Source organism: Streptomyces sp. NBC_01244 (assembly GCF_035987325.1).
In the GTDB taxonomy this organism is placed as follows: Bacteria; Actinomycetota; Actinomycetes; order Streptomycetales; family Streptomycetaceae; genus Streptomyces.
Window position 1 is genome coordinate 5,486,111 of the sequence record NZ_CP108488.1, and the last position, 21,496, is coordinate 5,507,606.

Below are 21,496 nucleotides of genomic sequence, written 5' to 3' on the forward strand. Positions count from 1 at the left end.
ACCCGCCGGCCCCGGCCCCGTCCGACACCCTCGGGCGGGGCCGTCCGCGTTCCACCTCTGACGGGCCCGGGCCGCCCCGGTGTCACCACCCCGCGGGATCCCCCGCCGCCACCGCGAACACGCTCCCGTCCGGCGCGGAGGCGTACACCCGCCCGTCCCCGACGACGGGCGCGGGCAGACTCGCGGCGAAGGTCTCCTTGCCGGCGCGGATCCGGGGCTTGGTCTGCCCCAGAAGCCGCCCCGCCGCCGCGTCGACGGCGAGCAGCCGCCCGTCCGAAGCGCTCAGGTAGACCTTCCCGTCGGCGAACACCGGCCGGGAGGCCCGGGTCACGCCCGTCTCCAGCCGCCACTCCTCCTTGGCCGTACCGATCGCCGCCAGCGCGCCCGTGGCCCCGAACGCGTACACGACCCCGTCCGGCCCCACCGTCGCCTGTGCCTCGTACAGCGGCGAGGTCAGCCGCACCCGCCGTACGGCATGCGTGCCCAGGTCCACCCGTACGACCGCGTCCGTCCTGGTCCGTACGTCACTGTCCAGCAGGTACATTCCGCCGCCGGCGGTCCCCACGGGACGGAGCAGCCCCGCAGACCGGATCTGCCAGCGGTGCGCCCCGCTCGCCGGGTCCACAGCCGAGAGCTGCGTCGCCCTGCCGTTCTCGTCGGGCGTCGACACGTACAGCGCGGCGGGCTCCCCCGACTCCTCCCGGCCGCTCCACCACACGGAACCGACCCTGCCGATCTTCTTCGTCCACCGAGGGGTGCCGGTCGCGGAATCCAGCGAGGTGACGGTTCCGTCCGCCGCCGTGATCAGCACGTGGCCGCCCGCGGACAGGGCGAGGGCGCCCATGGGCAGGGTCCGCTTCCAGCGCTCCGCGCCCGTCGCGGGATCCAGTGCCCGCAGCAGTTCGCTTCCGCTTCCCGGTGCCACCGCGAGGACCAGCCCACCCCCGTGGAGCGGCGCACCGTCGGCCGCGGGCCTGGAGTCCGCCACGGCCGCCCGTATGGACCACACCGTCGACCCGTCCCCGGGGCTGAGCCGCATCGCGGCCGACTCGGGCCCCGAGCAGTACAGGGCCGAAGCCTGCCAGGAGCATGCCGCGGCGTATCCGCCCAGCGGCACCGACCACGGCAGGACCCGCTGCGGGGCGGGTGCCCCCGGGGCGGCAGCCTGTTTCGGAGGCTTGTCGCCGGCCGCGGACCACAGATGGCCGCCCGCCGCCCCACCCGCCAGCAGCAGCCCGACCACCGCCGCGACGGCCACCCGGGTCCGCCGTCCGCGGCCCGGGGCGGACCGGTCCGGGGCGGACCGGTCCGGGGCGGACCGGTCCGGGGTGGCGATCCGCTCCCGCCGGTGCGTGGCCTCCTCGTCGGGCACCGGTTGCCTCGGCCGCGGGATGAAGGCCTGCGTGTCCAGGTCGGTCGGGTACGCCACCGCCCGCAGCGCCACGATCAGCGCGTCCGCGCTCGGCCGCTCCGCAGGATCCTTGGCCAGGCACTGCGCGACCAGCGGGACGAGCCGCTCCGGCAGACCGGTCAGGTCGGGCTCGCTGTGCACCACCTGGTACGCCACGAGGTAGTGGCTGTCGGAGTCGAACGGCCCCCGCCCGGTCGCCGCGAACACGAGCACGGCCCCCAGGGCGAACACATCGGCCGCGGTGCCGACCTCGCGCGGCCGCTGGAACTGCTCGGGCGCCATGAACGGCGGGGTCCCGATGAGCTTCCCGGTCTCGGTCCGCAGATCGCTGTCGGCCGGCCGCGAGATGCCGAAGTCGATGACCCGGACCCCGTCCGAGGCCATCAGCACGTTGCTGGGCTTCAGATCCCGGTGCACGACCCCCGCCCGGTGGATGTCCCGCAGGGCCTCCGCCAGTCCGGCGGCGAGCCGCGCCAGTTCCCGGGCCTCCAGCACCTGTTCCCGTACCCGCTCGGAGAGCGTGGGGGCATCGATGAACAGCGTGGCCATCCAGGGCCGTTCGGCATCGGGATCGGCGTCGACGACGGGCGCGGTGAACGCTCCGCTCACCCGGCGGGCGGCCGCGACCTCCTGCCGGAACCGGGCCCGGAACTCCGGGTCCACGGCGTGCTGCGGATGCACGATCTTGACGGCGAGTTTCAGCCCCGACTCGGAGGTGGCCAGGTGGACGACGCCCATGCCGCCCGAACCGAGCACGGACTCAAGCCGGTACTGCCCGGCGTACTCCGGAAAACCCGCGTAGTCCGTCCGCGCTGAACGCACCGCTCACCACCCCCGCCGGAGCCTAGTCGATGGTCCGTGCGAATCTCCAAGGTCCTGCTACCCTGCGCGAGTTCCGCAGGGCGCCATCCAAGGGGGAGCTTCCGATGTCCGTTGAGAGCGATTCAAGCCAAGTCGAGAGCCTGACCTCGGGGTCGGGATTCCCGACGTTCCCGGTCGCGCCCGGCTATCGCGTGAACGTCCGCAGAGGCCCCGGCACCCAATACGGGATCGTCCGGGTCCTGCCGCTCGGCGCGTACGTCTCGATTCACTGCCAGTGCGAAGGAACGAACGTCTCGGGCCCGTACGGCACCTCGAACATCTGGGACTGCATCGGCAACGGCGAGTTCGTCGCCGACGCCTACGTGAAGACGGGCAGCGACGGCTACGTCGCCACCCGCTGCGCCTGAGGTCCATCCGGCCCATCCTCGGGTCCGCCACCCGGCCCGACCCGTGAGACAGCCCGGGTCCCGCCCGCCCGGCGGGGGATAATCGCTGGTGTGAGCGACGACCAGCGAGACCAGACCCCCGCCGAGCCGGCCCCCGCGGTGCCCACCGGCCCCGAGCCCGAGCCGATCCGGTTCTTCGGCACCACCTGGGTGAACCACGACGGCGGCTACGGAGCCCGCCGCGTCGGCGCGGCCGCCGGCGCGCTGGTCCTCGCCGTCATCAGCGCCTTCCTGCTCCGGTTCTCCTACGAGGGCCTGGAGATCGGCAACGTCGGCGCCTTCCTCAGCATCTCGGTCGTCGTCCTCTTCGCGATCGCCAGCTCCATCGCCTTCGTCAAGACCTGGGAGTCCTTCAGCCGCCGGCCGGCCCCGTCCTCCGACGAGACCGCCCTCAAGGGGCTGAAGGCGATCGGTTTCATCGGCAGCCTCATCGCCTACTTCCTGCGCTGCTTCGTCGAGGCCCCCGGCGAGAAGCTGCGCCGCACCGAGTACGAGCGCGCCTCGGCCGAATTCATCCGCCGGCGCGGCTCCCGCACCGGCAACCCGGCCGCGCGCCGCCCGAAGCGCAAGAAGTAGCCCCGAGCCCAGGCCCCAGTCCGGCCCCCAGCCCGGAGTGTTATTCATCATGTGATGAATAATGCTCCGCGAGCCTTGCGTGGCGGCACAGTCGGGAGCATTATTCATCACATGATGAATAACCAAGCGGCCGCCGCCGTCCACGCCGACGGCCTCACCGTCCGCCGCGGCACCGGCCGCAGCCCCCGCACCGTCCTCGACGCCCTCTCCTTCGACGTCCCGCGCGGCCGCATCACCGGCCTCCTCGGCCCCTCCGGCTGCGGAAAGTCCACCCTGATGCGCGCCGTCGTCGGCACCCAGGCCCACGTCACCGGCACCCTCGACGTCCTCGGCCACCCCGCCGGCCACCCCGGACTCCGCTCCCGCATCGGCTACGTCACCCAGGCGCCCTCCGTCTACGACGACCTCACCGTCCGGCAGAACCTCGACTACTTCGCGGCGATCCTCGACCCCGGCCGCGCCGCCGCCGCGCGCCGCCGCGAGACCGTCACCCGGGCCATCACCGACGTGGACCTCACCACCCACACCACCGCCCTCGCCGGAAACCTCTCCGGCGGCCAGCGCAGCCGGGTCTCCCTCGCGGTCGCGCTCCTGGGCAGCCCCGAGCTCCTCGTCCTCGACGAGCCGACCGTCGGCCTCGACCCGGTCCTGCGCCGCGACCTGTGGAACCTCTTCCACGAGATCACCACCACCCGCGGCGCCACCCTCCTCGTCTCCTCCCACGTCATGGACGAAGCCGAGCGCTGCCACGACCTCCTCCTCATGCGCGAGGGCCGCATCCTCGCGCAGGACACCCCCGACGCCCTGCTCGCCCGTACCCGCACCGACACCGTCGAAGAGGCCTTCCTCCAACTCGTCGACGCCGCCAACGCCGAGGCGCAGGCTGCCACCGCCCCCGCCACCGCCCAAGCCCCCCACGGGAGCACCCGATGAGCACCGCCCGCACCCTCGCCACCGCCGCCCGCGTCCTGCGCCAGCTCCGCCACGACCCGCGCTCCATCGCGCTGATGCTGCTGGTCCCCGTACTGATGCTGGTCCTGCTCCGCTACGTCTTCGACGGCAGCCCGCGGACGTTCGACAGCATCGGGGCGTCCCTCCTCGGGATCTTCCCCCTCATCACGATGTTCCTGATCACCTCCATCGCGACCCTGCGCGAACGCACCTCCGGCACCCTCGAACGCCTCCTCGCCATGCCGCTCGGCAAGGGCGACCTCATCGCCGGCTACGCCCTCGCCTTCGGCGCCATGGCGGTCGTCCAGTCCCTGCTCGCCACCGGCGTCGCCCTCTGGGCCCTCGGCCTCGACGTCATCGGCTCCCCGTGGCTGCTCCTGCTCGTCGCCCTCCTCGACGCCCTGCTCGGCACCGCCCTCGGCCTCTTCGTCTCCGCCTTCGCGGCGTCCGAGTTCCAGGCCGTCCAGTTCATGCCGGCCGTGATCTTCCCCCAGCTCCTACTGTGCGGCCTCTTCGCCGCCCGCGACACCATGCAGCCCGTCCTCGAAGCGATCTCGAACGTCCTGCCCATGTCCTACGCCGTCGACGGCATGAGCCAGGTCCTCACCCACACCGACATGACCGCCGAATTCGTCCGCGACACCGTCATCGTCGCCGGATGCGCCCTCCTGGTCCTCGCCCTCGGCGCCGCCACCCTCCGCCGCCGGACGCCCTGACCGCACTCCGGACAGCCCACCGCGGTTCCCCGCACGAGTGCAAGGATGAGGACGCAAACCATGCATGCGTGCACGAACAGTTCGGCGAGGTGAATCGGGCATGACCCAGACAGTCGCAGTCCTCGGTACCGGCAAGATCGGCGAGGCCCTGCTCAGCGGGATGATCCGCGGCGGCCGGCCCGCCTCCAAGCTCCTCGTCACCGCCCGCCGCCCGGAGCGCGCCGAGGAGCTGCGCACCCGCTACGGCGTCGAGGCCGTCACCAACGCCGAGGCCGCCAAGCGCGCCGACACCCTCATCCTCACCGTGAAGCCGCAGGACATGGGCAAGCTCCTCGAAGAGCTCGCCCCGCACCTCCCCGCGGACCGCCTGGTCATCAGCGGCGCGGCCGGCATCCCGACCTCCTTCTTCGAGGAGCGCCTCGCCCAGGGCACCCCCGTCGTGCGCGTCATGACGAACACCCCCGCCCTCGTCGACGAGGCCATGTCCGTCATCTCGGCCGGCAGCCACGCCACCGCCGCGCACCTCGCGCACACCGAGGAGATCTTCGGCGGCGTCGGCAAGACCCTGCGCGTCCCGGAATCCCAGCAGGACGCGGCCACCGCCCTCTCCGGCTCGGGCCCCGCCTACTTCTACTACCTCGTCGAGGCCATGACCGACGCCGGCATCCTCCTCGGACTGCCCCGCGCCCAGGCCCACGACCTGATCGTCCAGGCCGCCGTCGGCGCCGCCGTCATGCTCCGCGACAGCGGCGAACACCCGGTCAAGCTCCGCGAAGCCGTGACCTCCCCCGCCGGCACCACCATCAACGCGATCGTGGAGCTGGAGAAGCACGGCGTACGGGCGGCCCTGATCGCCGCCCTCGAAGCGGCCCGCGACCGCAGCCGCGAACTCGCCTCCGGCAACAGCTGACGCCCGCCGGTCGTTACGGGGCTGCGCGCGCAGCCCCGTAACGACGGCCCGCCCCTCTCCTCAGGGCTCCAGCAGTCCGATGGCCCGGTACGCCGAGTCCACCACGGGCCGCGCGATCGCCCGGGCCCGCCCGGCACCCGCGCGCAGCACCGCCTCCACGGTCCCCGGATCGGCCGCCAGCTCCGCGTGCCGTACGCGGACCGGCCGCAGCAGCTCCACGACGGCGTCGGCCACGTCCCGCTTGAGCGCCCCGTACCCGGTGTACCCGTCGGCCAGCGCGGCCGGATCACCCCCGGTGCAGGCCGCGAGGATGTCCAGCAGGTTCGCGACCCCGGGACGCGCGGCCGGATCGTAGACGACGCCGCCCTCGCCGCTGCCGCTGTCGGTGACGGCCCGCATCACCTTCTTCCGCACCGCCTCGGGCTCGTCGAGGATGAACACCACCCCGGGCCCCGCGTCCCCCGACTTCCCCATCTTCGACCGCGGGTCCTGCAGGTCCATGACCCGCGCCGCCACCACCGGATGCGTGGCCCTGGGAACGGTGAAGGTGTACCCGTACCGCTGATTGAATCGCGCCGCCAGATCCCGTGTCAGCTCGACGTGCTGCCGCTGGTCCTCCCCGACCGGCACCTCACCGGTCCGGTACGCCAGGATGTCGGCGGCCATCAGTACGGGATAGGTGAGCAGCGACAGCCGTACGCCGTCCCCCGAGGCCTGCGCCTTCGCCGCCTTCTCCTTGTACTGCACCATCCGCCGCAGCTCCCCGTCCGAAGCCGTGCACTCCAGCAGGTACGAGAGCCGGGCGTGCTCGTCCACGTGGCTCTGCACGAACAGCGTGCACTTCTCGGGAGTCAGTCCGGCGGCGAGCAACAGCGTCGCCGCCTGCCGACTGAGCCGGCGCACCCGGGCCGGATCGTGCTCGACGGTCAGCGCGTGCAGATCGACCACGCAGAACAGCGCCTCGTCGGGCTCCTGCTCGGCGGCGACCCACTGCCGTACGGCCCCCAGGTAGTTCCCCAGCGTCAGATGCCCCGTCGGCTTGACCCCGCTGAAGATCCTCGTCATGTCCCTGCTCCCTGCTCGTGTCGGTGTGGGCGTCGACGCCACCGCGTCGGGCGACCGAGCCACTCCCGGGAGGGGAGAAACAGAAACGGCCGCCGAGATCGGCGGCCGTCGAGCGCGTGCGTGCTCGCGTGGATGGTCGGCCGCCGTCAGGCGGCCCACCAGCGAAGGTCGAGCGTGAGCGCACGCGTAGTCATGGGGGAGAGGCTAGACCCTGAGAGGTGAGGAGGGCGTGAGGTTTCCGGACTCCGCGGGGCGGGTCAGCCTGAGGGTCAGCTGGGGGTTGACACACCTGTGCCCGATCCGTAAGGTTCTTCGAGTTGTCCGAAGTGAGCATCCGACCCCGGTCGGTCCCCGGACAGCCATCCCGCACTACACATTCGAACGAACGACTCACTTTGTCGTCCCGTTTTCATGCGTATTTGCGAATGAGGAATCCGCGTCCACGGACGCAGTCGCCGATTAGGTTCGGCGGCAAGGAATCCGCTACTGTCTCACTCGTCGCAAGGGCCCAACAGCCCGAACGGCAAATCCCGTTGACTGGGAGTCAGGCCCGAAAGGATCTGATAGAGTCGGACTCGCCGGAAAGGGAAAACGCGAAAGCGGATGACCTGGAAGGCGGAAAACAAGCGAGACAGACTCTGATAGAGTCTGAAACGCAAGAACAGAACAGAACGAAAGCCCGGAGGAAAGCCCCAGTAATTGTTACTGAGGGTGAGTACAAAGGAAGCGTCCGTTCCTTGAGAACTCAACAGCGTGCCAAAAATCAACGCCAAAAAGTTGATACCCCGTCCATTTCGGTGGATGAGGTTCCTTTGAAAAAGACCTGTGAGGTCACGGCTTCGGCTGGGATGCTTGCAGGCAATTACACAGCGAGGATGCAGTGGACGGTCGGTCTTATTCCGACATGACTGTCCCGCTCTAAGTGCGTGTGCACCGGATTACCGGTAAACATTCATGGAGAGTTTGATCCTGGCTCAGGACGAACGCTGGCGGCGTGCTTAACACATGCAAGTCGAACGATGAAGCCCTTCGGGGTGGATTAGTGGCGAACGGGTGAGTAACACGTGGGCAATCTGCCCTTCACTCTGGGACAAGCCCTGGAAACGGGGTCTAATACCGGATAACACTCCTGCCTGCATGGGCGGGGGTTAAAAGCTCCGGCGGTGAAGGATGAGCCCGCGGCCTATCAGCTTGTTGGTGGGGTAATGGCCCACCAAGGCGACGACGGGTAGCCGGCCTGAGAGGGCGACCGGCCACACTGGGACTGAGACACGGCCCAGACTCCTACGGGAGGCAGCAGTGGGGAATATTGCACAATGGGCGAAAGCCTGATGCAGCGACGCCGCGTGAGGGATGACGGCCTTCGGGTTGTAAACCTCTTTCAGCAGGGAAGAAGCGAAAGTGACGGTACCTGCAGAAGAAGCGCCGGCTAACTACGTGCCAGCAGCCGCGGTAATACGTAGGGCGCAAGCGTTGTCCGGAATTATTGGGCGTAAAGAGCTCGTAGGCGGCTTGTCACGTCGGATGTGAAAGCCCGAGGCTTAACCTCGGGTCTGCATTCGATACGGGCTAGCTAGAGTGTGGTAGGGGAGATCGGAATTCCTGGTGTAGCGGTGAAATGCGCAGATATCAGGAGGAACACCGGTGGCGAAGGCGGATCTCTGGGCCATTACTGACGCTGAGGAGCGAAAGCGTGGGGAGCGAACAGGATTAGATACCCTGGTAGTCCACGCCGTAAACGTTGGGAACTAGGTGTTGGCGACATTCCACGTCGTCGGTGCCGCAGCTAACGCATTAAGTTCCCCGCCTGGGGAGTACGGCCGCAAGGCTAAAACTCAAAGGAATTGACGGGGGCCCGCACAAGCAGCGGAGCATGTGGCTTAATTCGACGCAACGCGAAGAACCTTACCAAGGCTTGACATATACCGGAAAGCATTAGAGATAGTGCCCCCCTTGTGGTCGGTATACAGGTGGTGCATGGCTGTCGTCAGCTCGTGTCGTGAGATGTTGGGTTAAGTCCCGCAACGAGCGCAACCCTTGTCCTGTGTTGCCAGCATGCCCTTCGGGGTGATGGGGACTCACAGGAGACCGCCGGGGTCAACTCGGAGGAAGGTGGGGACGACGTCAAGTCATCATGCCCCTTATGTCTTGGGCTGCACACGTGCTACAATGGCCGGTACAATGAGCTGCGATACCGTGAGGTGGAGCGAATCTCAAAAAGCCGGTCTCAGTTCGGATTGGGGTCTGCAACTCGACCCCATGAAGTCGGAGTTGCTAGTAATCGCAGATCAGCATTGCTGCGGTGAATACGTTCCCGGGCCTTGTACACACCGCCCGTCACGTCACGAAAGTCGGTAACACCCGAAGCCGGTGGCCCAACCCGTAAGGGAGGGAGCTGTCGAAGGTGGGACTGGCGATTGGGACGAAGTCGTAACAAGGTAGCCGTACCGGAAGGTGCGGCTGGATCACCTCCTTTCTAAGGAGCACAGTACCGATTGCAGACAAACGTTCTGCACGGTCAGCTCAGGGTGGAACGTTGATTAGTTGGCACGGTTTCCAAAACCTTCTGTGAGTACTGCTTCGGCGTGGAAAACAGTTTGAGTGGCGGGGATCGTGCTTGGCACGTTGTTGGGTATCTGAGGGTACGGCCGAAAGGCTTTATCTTCGCGATGCCGGCCCCAGTGAACTTCGTCTCCGGATGAGGGTGATGGGTGGCTGGTCGTTGCTTGAGAACTACACAGTGGACGCGAGCATCTGTAGGCCAAGTTTTTAAGGGCGCACGGTGGATGCCTTGGCACCAGGAACCGATGAAGGACGTGAGAGGCCGCGATAGGCCCCGGGGAGCTGCCAACTGAGCTTTGATCCGGGGGTGTCCGAATGGGGAAACCCGGCAGTCGTCATGGGCTGTCACCCACTGCTGAACACATAGGCAGTGTGGAGGGAACGCGGGGAAGTGAAACATCTCAGTACCCGCAGGAAGAGAAAACAACCGTGATTCCGGGAGTAGTGGCGAGCGAAACCGGATGAGGCCAAACCGTATGCGTGTGATACCCGGCAGGGGTTGCGCATGCGGGGTTGTGGGAATTCTTTTGATCGGTCTGCCGGCCGGTCGGCGAGTCAGAAACCGTTGATGTAGTCGAAGGACATGCGAAAGGTCCGGCGTAGAGGGTAAGACCCCCGTAGACGAAACATCAGCGGCTTGCTTAAGAATCTCCCAAGTAGCACGGGGCCCGAGAAATCCCGTGTGAATCTGGCGGGACCACCCGCTAAGCCTAAATATTCCCTGGTGACCGATAGCGGATAGTACCGTGAGGGAATGGTGAAAAGTACCGCGGGAGCGGAGTGAAATAGTACCTGAAACCGTGTGCCTACAAGCCGTGGGAGCGTCGCCGTTATTCTTCGGAATAACGGTCGTGACTGCGTGCCTTTTGAAGAATGAGCCTGCGAGTTAGCGGTGTGTAGCGAGGTTAACCCGTGTGGGGAAGCCGTAGCGAAAGCGAGTCCGAATAGGGCGATTGAGTTGCACGCTCTAGACCCGAAGCGGAGTGATCTAGCCATGGGCAGGTTGAAGCGGAGGTAAGACTTCGTGGAGGACCGAACCCACCAGGGTTGAAAACCTGGGGGATGACCTGTGGTTAGGGGTGAAAGGCCAATCAAACTCCGTGATAGCTGGTTCTCCCCGAAATGCATTTAGGTGCAGCGTCACGTGTTTCTTGCCGGAGGTAGAGCACTGGATAGGCGATGGGCCCTACCGGGTTACTGACCTTAGCCAAACTCCGAATGCCGGTAAGTGAGAGCGTGGCAGTGAGACTGTGGGGGATAAGCTCCATGGTCGAGAGGGAAACAGCCCAGAGCATCGACTAAGGCCCCTAAGCGTACGCTAAGTGGGAAAGGATGTGGAGTCGCAGAGACAACCAGGAGGTTGGCTTAGAAGCAGCCACCCTTGAAAGAGTGCGTAATAGCTCACTGGTCAAGTGATTCCGCGCCGACAATGTAGCGGGGCTCAAGCGTACCGCCGAAGTCGTGTCATTGCAGCAATAGGGCCAACGCCCGCTGTGATGGGTAGGGGAGCGTCGTGTGCCGGGTGAAGCAGCAGCGGAAGCTAGTTGTGGACGGTTCACGAGTGAGAATGCAGGCATGAGTAGCGATACACACGTGAGAAACGTGTGCGCCGATTGACTAAGGGTTCCTGGGTCAAGCTGATCTGCCCAGGGTAAGTCGGGACCTAAGGCGAGGCCGACAGGCGTAGTCGATGGACAACCGGTTGATATTCCGGTACCCGCTTTGAAACGCCCAATATCGAATCAGGCGATGCTAAGCCCGTGAAGCCGTTCCGGACCCTTCGGGGAAAGGAAAGTGGTGGAGCCGGCGAACCAGACTTGTAGTAGGTAAGCGATGGGGTGACGCAGGAAGGTAGTCCAGCCCGGGCGGTGGTAGTCCCGGGGTAAGGGTGTAGGCCGAGGGGTAGGCAAATCCGTCCCTCATATAAGGCTGAGACCTGATGCCGAGCCGATTGTGGTGAAGTGGATGATCCTATGCTGTCGAGAAAAGCCTCTAGCGAGTTTCATGGCGGCCCGTACCCTAAACCGACTCAGGTGGTCAGGTAGAGAATACCGAGGCGTTCGGGTGAACTATGGTTAAGGAACTCGGCAAAATGCCCCCGTAACTTCGGGAGAAGGGGGCCATCACTGGTGATCGGATTTACTCCGTGAGCTGGGGGTGGCCGCAGAGACCAGCGAGAAGCGACTGTTTACTAAAAACACAGGTCCGTGCGAAGCCGTAAGGCGATGTATACGGACTGACGCCTGCCCGGTGCTGGAACGTTAAGGGGACCGGTTAGTCACATTTCGGTGTGGCGAAGCTGAGAACTTAAGCGCCAGTAAACGGCGGTGGTAACTATAACCATCCTAAGGTAGCGAAATTCCTTGTCGGGTAAGTTCCGACCTGCACGAATGGCGTAACGACTTCTCGACTGTCTCAACCATAGGCCCGGTGAAATTGCACTACGAGTAAAGATGCTCGTTTCGCGCAGCAGGACGGAAAGACCCCGGGACCTTTACTATAGTTTGATATTGGTGTTCGGTTCGGCTTGTGTAGGATAGGTGGGAGACTTTGAAGCGGCCACGCCAGTGGTTGTGGAGTCGTCGTTGAAATACCACTCTGGTCGTGCTGGATGTCTAACCTCGGTCCGTGATCCGGATCAGGGACAGTGTCTGATGGGTAGTTTAACTGGGGCGGTTGCCTCCCAAAAAGTAACGGAGGCGCCCAAAGGTTCCCTCAGCCTGGTTGGCAATCAGGTGTTGAGTGTAAGTGCACAAGGGAGCTTGACTGTGAGACCGACGGGTCGAGCAGGGACGAAAGTCGGGACTAGTGATCCGGCGGTGGCTTGTGGAAGCGCCGTCGCTCAACGGATAAAAGGTACCCCGGGGATAACAGGCTGATCTTCCCCAAGAGTCCATATCGACGGGATGGTTTGGCACCTCGATGTCGGCTCGTCGCATCCTGGGGCTGGAGTCGGTCCCAAGGGTTGGGCTGTTCGCCCATTAAAGCGGTACGCGAGCTGGGTTTAGAACGTCGTGAGACAGTTCGGTCCCTATCCGCTGTGCGCGTAGGAATATTGAGAAGGGCTGTCCCTAGTACGAGAGGACCGGGACGGACGAACCTCTGGTGTGCCAGTTGTCCTGCCAAGGGCATGGCTGGTTGGCTACGTTCGGGAGGGATAACCGCTGAAAGCATCTAAGCGGGAAGCCTGCTTCAAGATGAGTATTCCCACCTCCTTGAGAGGGTAAGGCTCCCAGTAGACGACTGGGTTGATAGGCCAGATGTGGAAGCCCGGTAACGGGTGGAGCTGACTGGTACTAATAGGCCGAGGGCTTGTCCTCAGTTGCTCGCGTCCACTGTGTTAGTTCTGAAGTAACGAACTGTGTCATATCCGGTTTGGTTAACTTCATAGTGTTTCGGTGGTCATAGCGTTAGGGAAACGCCCGGTTTACATTCCGAACCCGGAAGCTAAGCCTTTCAGCGCCGATGGTACTGCAGGGGGGACCCTGTGGGAGAGTAGGACGCCGCCGAACAATCATTGTAGAAAGCCCCGTACCGGGTAACCGGTACGGGGCTTTTCTGCGTTCACGGGCCGAATCGTTGGCGGTGACCGGGGGCCGGCTCCGGCCCTTCGACGAGCCGGTGGGGCGGGGGACCGGTTCGTGTCACCGGAATGGGTGAAGGGGAGGCGGGCGCAGGATCTTTGGATGTCCTGCGGATGCCCGGCATGGGGTCCGGATGGATTGGGCCTGGCGGCTCGTAGGGTTGTCGCATGGGCTACGACCTCGTCATCTTCGACAACGACGGCGTGCTGGTGGACAGTGAGCCGCTCGCCAACAGCATCCTCGCCGGGTACCTGACCGAGCTGGGCCACCCGACCTCGTACGAGGAGTCGCTCCGCGACTACATGGGAGCCGCGGTCCACCGGGTCCACGACCTCGTGCGGGAGCGGACCGGGCAGGACCTGCCTCCCGACTTCGACACGGCGCTGCACGCGCGTACCTTCGCGGCCTTCGAGCGGGAGCTCAAGCCCGTGCCCGGGGTCGAGGGGGTGCTGGCGGCACTGGTCGAGAGCGGGACCGCGTACTGTCTCGCGTCCTCCGGGAGCCACGAGCGGATCAGGGTCGGGCACCGGGCGGCGGGGCTCGACGAATGGTTCGAGGAGGAGTGGATCTTCAGTTCGGAGGACGTGGGGAAGGGCAAGCCGGCCCCCGATCTGTTCCTGCACGCCGCGGACCAGATGGGTGTGGCGCCCGGCCGGTGCGTGGTCATCGAGGACAGCCCGCTGGGTGTCCAGGCCGCGCTGGCCGCGGGGATGGACGTGCTCGCGTACACCGCGATGGTGCCCGCCGACCGGCTGCCCGGCGCCACCGGATACTTCGGCGACATGAACCAACTGGCCGGGCTGCTGGGCCTGGCGGAGGGCGCCGGCTCCGGATACAGCGGTTACGGCGGCGGGTTCTCGCACTGACCCAATCGATATGTGATCGCTCTACCCACCGGTAGCACCGGCGCCTACGCTCAGCCGCCATGACAGCAGACGTGCGGCTGCGCCGCGGGCGCGGGGCGTTGGGGTTCAGTTTCTTCGTGCAGGGCGTGGCCTTCGCGCTGCTCGTGACGCGGATCCCCGCCATTCAGAACCGGTACGGGATATCCGACGCACTGCTGCCCGCCTTCCTGGCCGCCGTGCCGATCCTCGCCGGTGTGTCCAGCGTGGTCACCGAGCACCTGGTGAAGCGGGTCGCGCCCAGCACCGTACTGCGGTGGGCGCAGCCGCTCGTGCTGCTCGCACTGCTCGGGGTCGGCGCCGGCAGCGAGATGTGGCACGTGGCGCTGTCCCTCGGGGCGTTCGGGCTGTTCGTGGGGGCGCTCGACGCCTCCATGAACATGCTCGGGGTGAGCCTGCAGGGCGCGTACGGGCGCAGCATCATGCTCGGGTTCCACGCCACTTACAGCCTCGGCGGGATCCTGGGGGCGTCCGCCGCGTGGGCGGGGGCGCACTGGCACCTCTCGCTCTTCAGTTCCTACCTGCCCGCCGTGGTGATCCTGCTGCCGCTCGCGCTCCTCGCCAGCCGGTTCTACGTGGACCAGGACGCCAAGGCCGGCGCCGCCGAGGCCAAGGGGCTCGGGCCGGGCGGGTTCAAGCTGCTGCTGCCGCTGTGCCTGGTGATGGCGTGCGCGTACATCGGGGACTCGACGGTGTCGAACTGGAGCGCCAAGTACCTCCAGGACGTGCTGGGCAGCTCCGAGCAGCTCGCCACCGTTCCCTACAACGTCTACATGGTGACCACCCTGCTCGGGCGGGCCGTGGGGGACCTGGGGGTGCGGCGCTTCGGGGCCGTGGCCGTCGTCCGGATCGGGACGGTCGTCGCGGCGGCCGGGTTCGCCGTGGTCGCGGTGGCGCCCGGGGCGTGGGTGGGGATGCTCGGCTTCACGCTGCTGGGGTTCGGGCTGTGCGTGATCGTGCCGCAGACCTTCGCCGCGGCGGGCCGGCTGTTCCCGGGATCCTCCGACACCGCCATCGCGCGGCTCAACATCTTCAACTACGTCGGATTCCTGATCGGGGCTCCGCTCGTGGGCGGGATCGGGGACGCCTGGAGCTACCGGGGAGCGATGCTGGTGCCGATGGTGCTGGTCCTCGTCACTCTTTTCCATGCCCGCTCGTTCGGTACGGAGCCCGCTCGATACGGTGTCCGGCATGAGCGGTCGCGGGTTGTTGATGTGGGACGAGGCGGTAACGAAGTATGACTTCGGGCCGGGCCATCCGATGGATCCGGTGCGCCTGGAGCTGACCATGGGCCTGGTACGGGCCTTCGGGCTCGACCGGGAGCTGGAGGTACGGGCGGGCCGGCCGGCCGGGGAGTCGACGCTGCGGCTGGTGCACCGGGAGGAGTACGTCGCGGCGGTGCGCGAGGTGTCCGCCGACCCCGGCGTCGCCGACGGCTCGTACGGGCTGGGGACCACGGATGATCCGGCGTTCCAGGGGATGCACGAGGCGTCCGCGCTGATCGCCGGGCAGTCCGTGGCGGCGGCCGAGGCGATCTGGCGCGGGGAGGCCGAGCACGCCGTGAACTTCGCCGGCGGGCTGCACCACGCGATGCCGGGCGGGGCGGCCGGGTTCTGCGTGTACAACGACGCGGCGCTGGCGATCGCCCGGCTGCTGGAGCTGGGGGCCGAGCGGGTCGCCTACGTGGATGTGGACGTGCACCACGGGGACGGCGTCCAGGCGGCGTTCTGGGACGACCCGCGGGTACTGACGGTCTCCCTGCACGAACATCCGCGGACGCTGTTCCCGCAGACGGGCTGGCCGGAGGAGACGGGCGGGCCGGAGGCGGCGGGGTCGGCGGTGAACATCGCGCTGCCCGCGGGCACCGGGGACGAGGGGTGGCTGCGGGCCTTTCACGCGGTGGTGCCGGAGCTGTTGGAGGAGTTCCGGCCGCAGGTGCTGGTGACGCAGCACGGGGCGGACACGCACTTCGAGGACCCGCTGGCGCATCTGGCGGTGTCGTTGGACGCGCAGCGGGCGGTGCAGGAGGCGTGCCATGAGCTGGCGCACGCGTGGGTGGAGGGCGGGCGGTGGCTGGCGCTGGGTGGGGGCGGGTACGCCGTCGTCGACGTGGTGCCGCGGTCGTGGACGCATCTGGTGGCGATCGCCGGGCATCGGCCGATCGATCCCGAGACGGCTGTGCCGGGGTCTTGGCGGGATGCGGTGTATGCGCGGACGGGGGTGGTGGCGCCCGGGCGGATGACGGATGGGCGGGTGCCGGGCTGGCAGGACTGGGAGGGTGGTTACGACCCTGCCGACCGGATCGACCAGGCCGTGCTCGCCACCCGGCGGGCGGTGTTCCCGCTGCGCGGGCTGCTGGCCTGAGCCCTGCGGGGCCTGCCCCCTACCCGCCCTTCTCCCGTTCCCCGGGCTGCGCCCGGACCCCCTGGGGCTCCGCCCCGGACCCCGGTCCTCAAACGCCGGACGGCTGAAAGGCCCTGGGGCTCGGCCCCGGACCCCGTGCCTCCAACGCAGGCGAGGCGGGATTGGTTGGGCCAACGGGTGCGGGATTGGCCGGAACTGGTGAGCCGTCAGGGTGGGTGCGGGAGCATCGGGAGGGTGTTGAGCACCGGCGCGCTGCGTGCGCATCTGCTGGCCGCCCGCCTGGCCGGGCCCGTCGCGACCTCTCGGGAGGAAAGCCTGCGCAGTTACCGGCTGTTCGCGGCGCGGGATCCGCGGGTGTTGCTGGGACTGGATCCCGCGTGGGGGTGGGGCGAGGGTGACCTGCTGCGGCTGATGGCGCTGAAGTGCGGGGTCTCGGCGGATCCCGCGCACGTCAGCGGGCCGGACGTGATCGATCCCGAGCTGACGGTGGCGGGGCTGGAGGCCTTCGCGGGGCGGCTGCGGGCGGCGGCGGAGGCGCGGGCCCCGGTGTTGTTCGGGACCGGGCACCCGCACCGGCTCCTGGGGTTCTACGCCACCTTGGCGGGGGCGCTGTCGGCGGCGGGATGTGATGTCCTCACTCCGGCGCGGGGGGCACCTGTCGACATGCAGACCCGGTTCGGCGTACGCACGCACCGCATCGATTACGTACGAGGGGTCGCACTGGTGCGGGAAGACGGCGCGCGGCCGGACGGGAGTGACACCGGCGCGCACTCCCATTCGCCGCTGCCGGTTCGGATCGCGCTCGGGGCGCTGGCGGAGGCCGGCGGGCCGTTGCCGGAGCTGGTGGTGGGGGACCACGGGTGGGTCTGCGGCGCAGGTCAGCTCGGTGTGGAGGCGATCGGGCTGGCCGATACCGATGATCCCGCGCTGTTCGTGGGGGAAGCCGAGGGGCAGGTGTCGGTGGCCGTTCCGCTTGATGACGCGGTGCGTGCGGACTATTACCGACCGCTCACTCGCTATGTACTCAATCGGGCGAGTCTGTCGGGTCGGCAGGAGTGGACGTAGCTCCTCTTCCCCACTCGTATCACACGCCCCTACTCTGGGGAGTGAGCGTGCGACGACGGGGCGTAACCGGAGGGGAAGCCGGTGCCCGTCATGCGCGGAAGGTCAAGGTGTGTCATGGCTGCTGGCGAGAGGCCTCTCAGTGAGGTTCAGTTCCTGACCGTGGCGGAGGTCGCCTCGGTGATGCGAGTGTCAAAGATGACCGTGTACCGCTTGGTGCACAACGGACATCTGCCCGCAATCCGGGTGGGCCGGTCCTTCCGGGTCCCGGAAAACGCGGTGCACGAGTACCTCCGCGAGTCCTTCGTGGGGGTGGAATCGGCCTGAAGGTGAGGGTCGGGAGCCCGCGGCTACCCCTCGGGGGCACGCGGATTACAAGCTCAGAGCTCGGGCGGGTAGGCTAGGCCGACGTAGGTCGTGTGGGCCCCGACGCCCCGCACCGAATGAAGAGAAGTGAGCGAGGGTAGTCGTGGGCTCTGTTATCAAGAAGCGGCGCAAGCGGATGGCTAAGAAGAAGCACCGCAAGCTGCTCAAGCGCACCCGCGTCCAGCGCCGTAACAAGAAGTAAACGGCAGCTGTACGTGTTTACCGCAGCCCCTCCACCATTCTGGTGGAGGGGCTGTGGTGCAGCCGGGGGACTTCTTCGAGGGAGGCGCTGAGCTCGTGGGGAAGGTCGTGCTGGTCACCGGGGCTGCCCGGCAACTGGGAGGCCGCTTCGTGCGGCGGATCCAGCGGGACCCGGAAGTGGAGCGGGTGATCGCGGTCGACGCGGTGACCCCGCCGCACCGGCTCGGCTCGGCCGAGTTCGTCCGTGCGGACATCAGGCAGTCGGCCATTGCCCGGGTGCTGGCCGAGAACGCCGTCGACACGGTGGTCCATCTCGCGGTCACCGGGGGAGCGGCGACGGGCGCGGGCTCCGGCTCGTACAGCACCGTCAAGGAAACCAACGTCATCGGGACGATGCAGCTCCTGGGAGCCTGCCAGAAGTCCCCGACGGTACGGCGGCTCGTGGTGAAGTCCAGTACCAGTGTGTACGGGGGCACCTCGCGGGATCCGGCCGTCTTCACCGAGACCACGCAGCCGAAGTCGCTGCCCTCCGCCGGCTTCGCGAAGGACGCCGTCGAGGTCGAGGGGTACGTACGCGGCTTCGCGCGCAGGCGGCCCGACGTCGCGGTGTGCGTGCTGCGGTTCGCGAACATCCTGGGGCCCTTCGCCGACTCGGCGCTCGCCGAGTACTTCTCGATGCCGCTGATCCCGACCGTGCTGGGCTATGACCCGCGGTTGCAGTTCGTGCACGAGGACGACGTACTGGACGTGCTGCGGCTGGCCTCGCAGACCAGCGGGCCCGGCGGGCTCAGCGGGACCTTCAACATCGCCGGCGACGGGGTGCTGCTGCTGTCGCAGTGCGCGCGGCGGCTGGGTCGGCCGACGGTGCCGCTGCTGCTGCCCGCGGTGACCTGGGTGGGCGCGGCGCTGCGGGCGGTCGGGGCGACGGAGTTCTCGCCCGAGCAGATAAGGCTCCTCACGCACGGGCGGGTCGTGGAGACCACGCAGATGCGCGAGGTCCTGGGATTCGAGCCGATGTATACGACCGCCGAGACCTTCGCCGACTTCACGCGGAGCCGGGGCGGCGGGCTGCTGCCGCCGGAGCGGGTGGGCCGGGCCGTGGACCGGGTGGCCGGGTTGCTGGACGTGGACATGGATGGAGCGAAGCGATAGTGGCGGACGCCAAGGTCATTCCGTTCGACGAGGACCGGCCGCGTCGGCGGTCCTCTCCCGCCCGGCGGGTACGGGTCGCGCCGGAGGCGCCGCTCGCACCCGTCGCGGAACCGGCGGCGGAGCCGGTGGTGGAGGCCGTACCGGAGCCGGTGGAGGCGGGGGACGGCTGGGACCGGCGGATCGCCGGCGGCCTGGCGTTCCTGCGGCGCCGGATCACCGGGGAGTACGAGGTCGACGACTTCGGCTACGACAAGGAGCTGACGGACCAGGTCCTGATGTCCCTGATGCGGCCGCTGTACGACAAATACTTCCGGGTCGAGGTCAAGGGCATCGAGAACATCCCGAAGGAGGGCGGCGCGCTGATCGTGGCGAACCACTCCGGGACGCTGCCCCTGGACGGCCTGATGCTCCAGGTCGCCGTGCACGACCAGCACCCGGCGCAGCGGCACCTGCGGCTGCTGGCCGCGGACCTGGTGTTCATGCTGCCCGTGGTGAACGAGCTGGCACGCAAGGCCGGCCACACGCTGGCGTGCGCGGAGGACGCGCAGCGGCTGCTGGAGGCCGGGGAGCTGGTGGGCGTGATGCCCGAGGGCTTCAAGGGGATAGGGAAGCCGTTCGGAGAGCGGTACAAGCTCCAGCGGTTCGGGCGGGGCGGGTTCGTGTCGACCGCGCTGCGGGCGGGGACGCCGATCGTGCCCTGCTCGATCGTGGGGGCGGAGGAGATCTACCCCATGATCGGCAACTCGAAGACGCTGGCGCGGCTGCTGGGGATTCCGTACTTCCCGATCACGCCGACGTTTCCGCTGCTGGGGCCGTTGGGGGCGCTGCCGCTGCCGACGAAGTGGACGATCCAGTTCGGGGAACCGATTCCGACGGACGGGTACGCGGCGGAGGCTGCCGAGGACCCGATGCTGATGTTCAACCTGACGGATCAGGTGCGGGAGCAGATCCAGCACACGCTGTACAAGCTGCTGGTGCAGCGGAGGTCCGTCTTCTTCTGACGCGTTCTGGCGCGTTCTGACGCGCCGTACGGCCGAGCATGACGAAAGCGCCGGCGGGACTGGAGATCCAGTCCCGCCGGCGCTTTCGTCACGTGGTGCCGGTCGGCGCCAGCCGGTGCTAGTCGACGTCCTCCGCCTTGATGCCCAGGCCTGGGAGGAGGCCGGGGAGGAGGGGCGGGAGGGTGATGTCCGGGTGGGCGGGGGTCGGGGTGGTGCCCGGTTCGGACGGGGTGGACTGGCCCGCCGGCGGGTTCAGCAGGTCGCCCGTGCCGCCCAGCAGACCGCCGCCGCCCGGGGGCGAGGTCTTCGGGGAACCCGAGGCGGACGGCGTGGGGGCCGCGGACGGTGCGCCCGGAGAGGGCGTCGCCTGCTGCTTGCCCGCCGGGGCGCTCGGCTTCGTGGAGGGGCCGGAGCCGCGGGTCTGTTCCGGAGGCTTCGGGAGCAGACTCTGGAGCGGCGCCACGTCTTGGTCTATGGCCTGGAAGACCGACTCCACCTCACCGCCCACGTCCGTGAGCTGCGCCGGGAGATTGCCCCGGAGCTTGGCCCACGCGTCCCGGTGCGAGCGGGAGAACGAGGACAGCGCCTGGATCGGGCCGAGCGAGCCGTCCCGTTCGTAGGCGGCCTGGAGCAGCCGGTGGCCCTCCGAGGCGTCGTGCTTCATGCCCGCGAGGGCTCGGCGGATCTCGCCGAGCGACTCGTGGTCGAGTGCGCCGAGGCGGCCGCGCTCCATGAGACGGCGGGCTTCCGACAGACGGCTCGAGGCCTGGTCGAGATAGAGCTCGCCCCGGTCCGAATCGTCGTCGGCCATCCCGAGCCGGATGTCCTCCATGCCCCGCTTCACGGGGTACAGGTGATCACCCGGCAGGGCGTCCGTGCTGGCAGCGGCCACTCCGCTGAAGGCCCCCGCGGCCACACCTACGGTGAGGCCGCCTGCCGCAATGCCCTTGGACCAGCGGGAGCGGGGCCGCAATTTCCGGAGCGAGGTCGCCCGGTGGGCGCCGCGGCCGGTCCGCTGTTCGGGCACTTGAGGGTCGGCGGCCACGCCGCCCCCGGCCCTCTCTTCCATCACCTTGGCTTCCATGGCGGCAATGAGCTGGGCTCGTTGCACCACTTTGACCTCGGGGTCCAGCACCGGGCGCGGCATTCTTTCGCCGAGCACGCTCGCCAGGGCCAACAACCGGTCGTGGTCGGCAGGTTCGGCAGGTGCCTCGGACTGCTCGGCCGCCGGGTCCGGTTCCGAAAGGTCGGACGGGGTCCGCTCCTCCAGGGCCTGGGCGAAGGCGTTCGCCCGCCGGTGCGGAGTCACGTTCGCGATCACTGGCGGCACCTCCTCTCGTCATGACGATCGACTCCCCAAGGTGTCCGGAAGGTTGCCTTCCTTGAGCACATCCACCCTTTCGAG

At 67.8% G+C, this 21,496-nt stretch carries 16 protein-coding genes and 3 rRNA genes; 16 read left to right on the plus strand and 3 right to left on the minus strand.

Annotated elements, in window-relative coordinates:
- Positions 1-82 precede the first annotated feature (82 nt).
- Entirely contained in the window at positions 83-2,233 is a 2,151-nt protein-coding gene (locus tag OG247_RS24770) for a protein kinase domain-containing protein (protein ID WP_327254318.1), read from the minus strand.
- A gap of 104 nt (positions 2,234-2,337) precedes the next feature.
- Here OG247_RS24770 and OG247_RS24775 point away from each other — a divergent pair, with 104 nt between their 5' ends.
- The 5 genes from OG247_RS24775 to proC all read left to right on the plus strand — a co-directional run bounded on the left by OG247_RS24775 (position 2,338) and on the right by proC (position 5,832).
- Positions 2,338-2,640: a peptidase gene (locus OG247_RS24775; RefSeq protein WP_327254319.1), complete on the plus strand. Its 303-nt coding sequence runs from the start codon at positions 2,338-2,340 to the stop codon at positions 2,638-2,640.
- Between the two features lie 81 nt (positions 2,641-2,721).
- On the plus strand, positions 2,722-3,255 hold the full coding sequence (locus OG247_RS24780; RefSeq protein WP_442813653.1) for a hypothetical protein: 534 nt from the start codon (positions 2,722-2,724) through the stop codon (positions 3,253-3,255).
- A 111-nt stretch (positions 3,256-3,366) separates the two neighbouring features.
- The gene (locus OG247_RS24785) at positions 3,367-4,188 is read left to right on the plus strand and encodes an ABC transporter ATP-binding protein (protein WP_327254321.1); all 822 of its coding nucleotides are present in this window, start codon (positions 3,367-3,369) and stop codon (positions 4,186-4,188) included.
- Positions 4,185-4,922: an ABC transporter permease gene (locus OG247_RS24790; RefSeq protein ID WP_327254322.1), complete on the plus strand. Its 738-nt coding sequence runs from the start codon at positions 4,185-4,187 to the stop codon at positions 4,920-4,922. Before OG247_RS24785 ends, OG247_RS24790 begins: the two co-directional genes overlap by 4 nt.
- Before the next feature lie 100 nt (positions 4,923-5,022).
- The gene (proC, locus tag OG247_RS24795) at positions 5,023-5,832 is read left to right on the plus strand and encodes a pyrroline-5-carboxylate reductase (RefSeq protein WP_327254323.1); all 810 of its coding nucleotides are present in this window, start codon (positions 5,023-5,025) and stop codon (positions 5,830-5,832) included.
- 60 nt (positions 5,833-5,892) lie between these two features.
- Here proC and trpS read toward each other — a convergent pair whose 3' ends face one another.
- Positions 5,893-6,897 (minus strand): tryptophan--tRNA ligase, encoded by a 1,005-nt coding sequence (gene trpS, locus OG247_RS24800; protein WP_327254324.1) that lies wholly within the window; start codon positions 6,895-6,897, stop codon positions 5,893-5,895.
- Between the two features lie 951 nt (positions 6,898-7,848).
- On the opposite strand from trpS, the gene OG247_RS24805 reads away from it, so the two are divergent.
- The 11 genes from OG247_RS24805 (at position 7,849) to OG247_RS24855 (ending at position 20,091) form a co-directional block, all read left to right on the plus strand.
- A 16S ribosomal RNA gene (locus OG247_RS24805) occupies positions 7,849-9,373 on the plus strand.
- 283 nt (positions 9,374-9,656) lie between these two features.
- Positions 9,657-12,779 (plus strand): 23S ribosomal RNA (locus tag OG247_RS24810).
- Between the two features lie 74 nt (positions 12,780-12,853).
- Positions 12,854-12,971 (plus strand): 5S ribosomal RNA (gene rrf, locus OG247_RS24815).
- Together the 16S, 23S and 5S rRNA genes form the textbook arrangement of a ribosomal RNA operon.
- A 239-nt stretch (positions 12,972-13,210) precedes the next feature.
- Positions 13,211-13,909: an HAD family hydrolase gene (locus OG247_RS24820; RefSeq protein ID WP_327254325.1), complete on the plus strand. Its 699-nt coding sequence runs from the start codon at positions 13,211-13,213 to the stop codon at positions 13,907-13,909.
- A gap of 59 nt (positions 13,910-13,968) precedes the next feature.
- Positions 13,969-15,186: an MFS transporter gene (locus OG247_RS24825; protein ID WP_327254326.1), complete on the plus strand. Its 1,218-nt coding sequence runs from the start codon at positions 13,969-13,971 to the stop codon at positions 15,184-15,186.
- Entirely contained in the window at positions 15,137-16,309 is a 1,173-nt protein-coding gene (locus tag OG247_RS24830) for an acetoin utilization protein AcuC (RefSeq protein WP_327254327.1), read from the plus strand. The genes OG247_RS24825 and OG247_RS24830 overlap by 50 nt, the downstream gene beginning before the upstream one ends.
- A gap of 234 nt (positions 16,310-16,543) precedes the next feature.
- Complete coding sequence (locus OG247_RS24835; protein ID WP_327254328.1) at positions 16,544-17,374, plus strand: phosphatase; 831 nt, start codon at positions 16,544-16,546, stop codon at positions 17,372-17,374.
- A 114-nt stretch (positions 17,375-17,488) separates the two neighbouring features.
- On the plus strand, positions 17,489-17,698 hold the full coding sequence (locus OG247_RS24840) for a helix-turn-helix domain-containing protein (protein ID WP_162688852.1): 210 nt from the start codon (positions 17,489-17,491) through the stop codon (positions 17,696-17,698).
- Between the two features lie 142 nt (positions 17,699-17,840).
- On the plus strand, positions 17,841-17,939 hold the full coding sequence (locus OG247_RS24845; RefSeq protein ID WP_003948845.1) for a 30S ribosomal protein bS22: 99 nt from the start codon (positions 17,841-17,843) through the stop codon (positions 17,937-17,939).
- 95 nt (positions 17,940-18,034) lie between these two features.
- Positions 18,035-19,090, plus strand: coding sequence for an NAD-dependent epimerase/dehydratase family protein (locus OG247_RS24850; protein ID WP_327257606.1), 1,056 nt, complete (start codon positions 18,035-18,037; stop codon positions 19,088-19,090).
- On the plus strand, positions 19,090-20,091 hold the full coding sequence (locus OG247_RS24855; RefSeq protein ID WP_327254329.1) for a lysophospholipid acyltransferase family protein: 1,002 nt from the start codon (positions 19,090-19,092) through the stop codon (positions 20,089-20,091). The genes OG247_RS24850 and OG247_RS24855 overlap by 1 nt, the downstream gene beginning before the upstream one ends.
- A 118-nt stretch (positions 20,092-20,209) precedes the next feature.
- Here OG247_RS24855 and OG247_RS24860 read toward each other — a convergent pair whose 3' ends face one another.
- On the minus strand, positions 20,210-21,412 hold the full coding sequence (locus OG247_RS24860; protein ID WP_327254330.1) for a DUF5667 domain-containing protein: 1,203 nt from the start codon (positions 21,410-21,412) through the stop codon (positions 20,210-20,212).
- Positions 21,413-21,496: the final 84 nt, after the last annotated feature.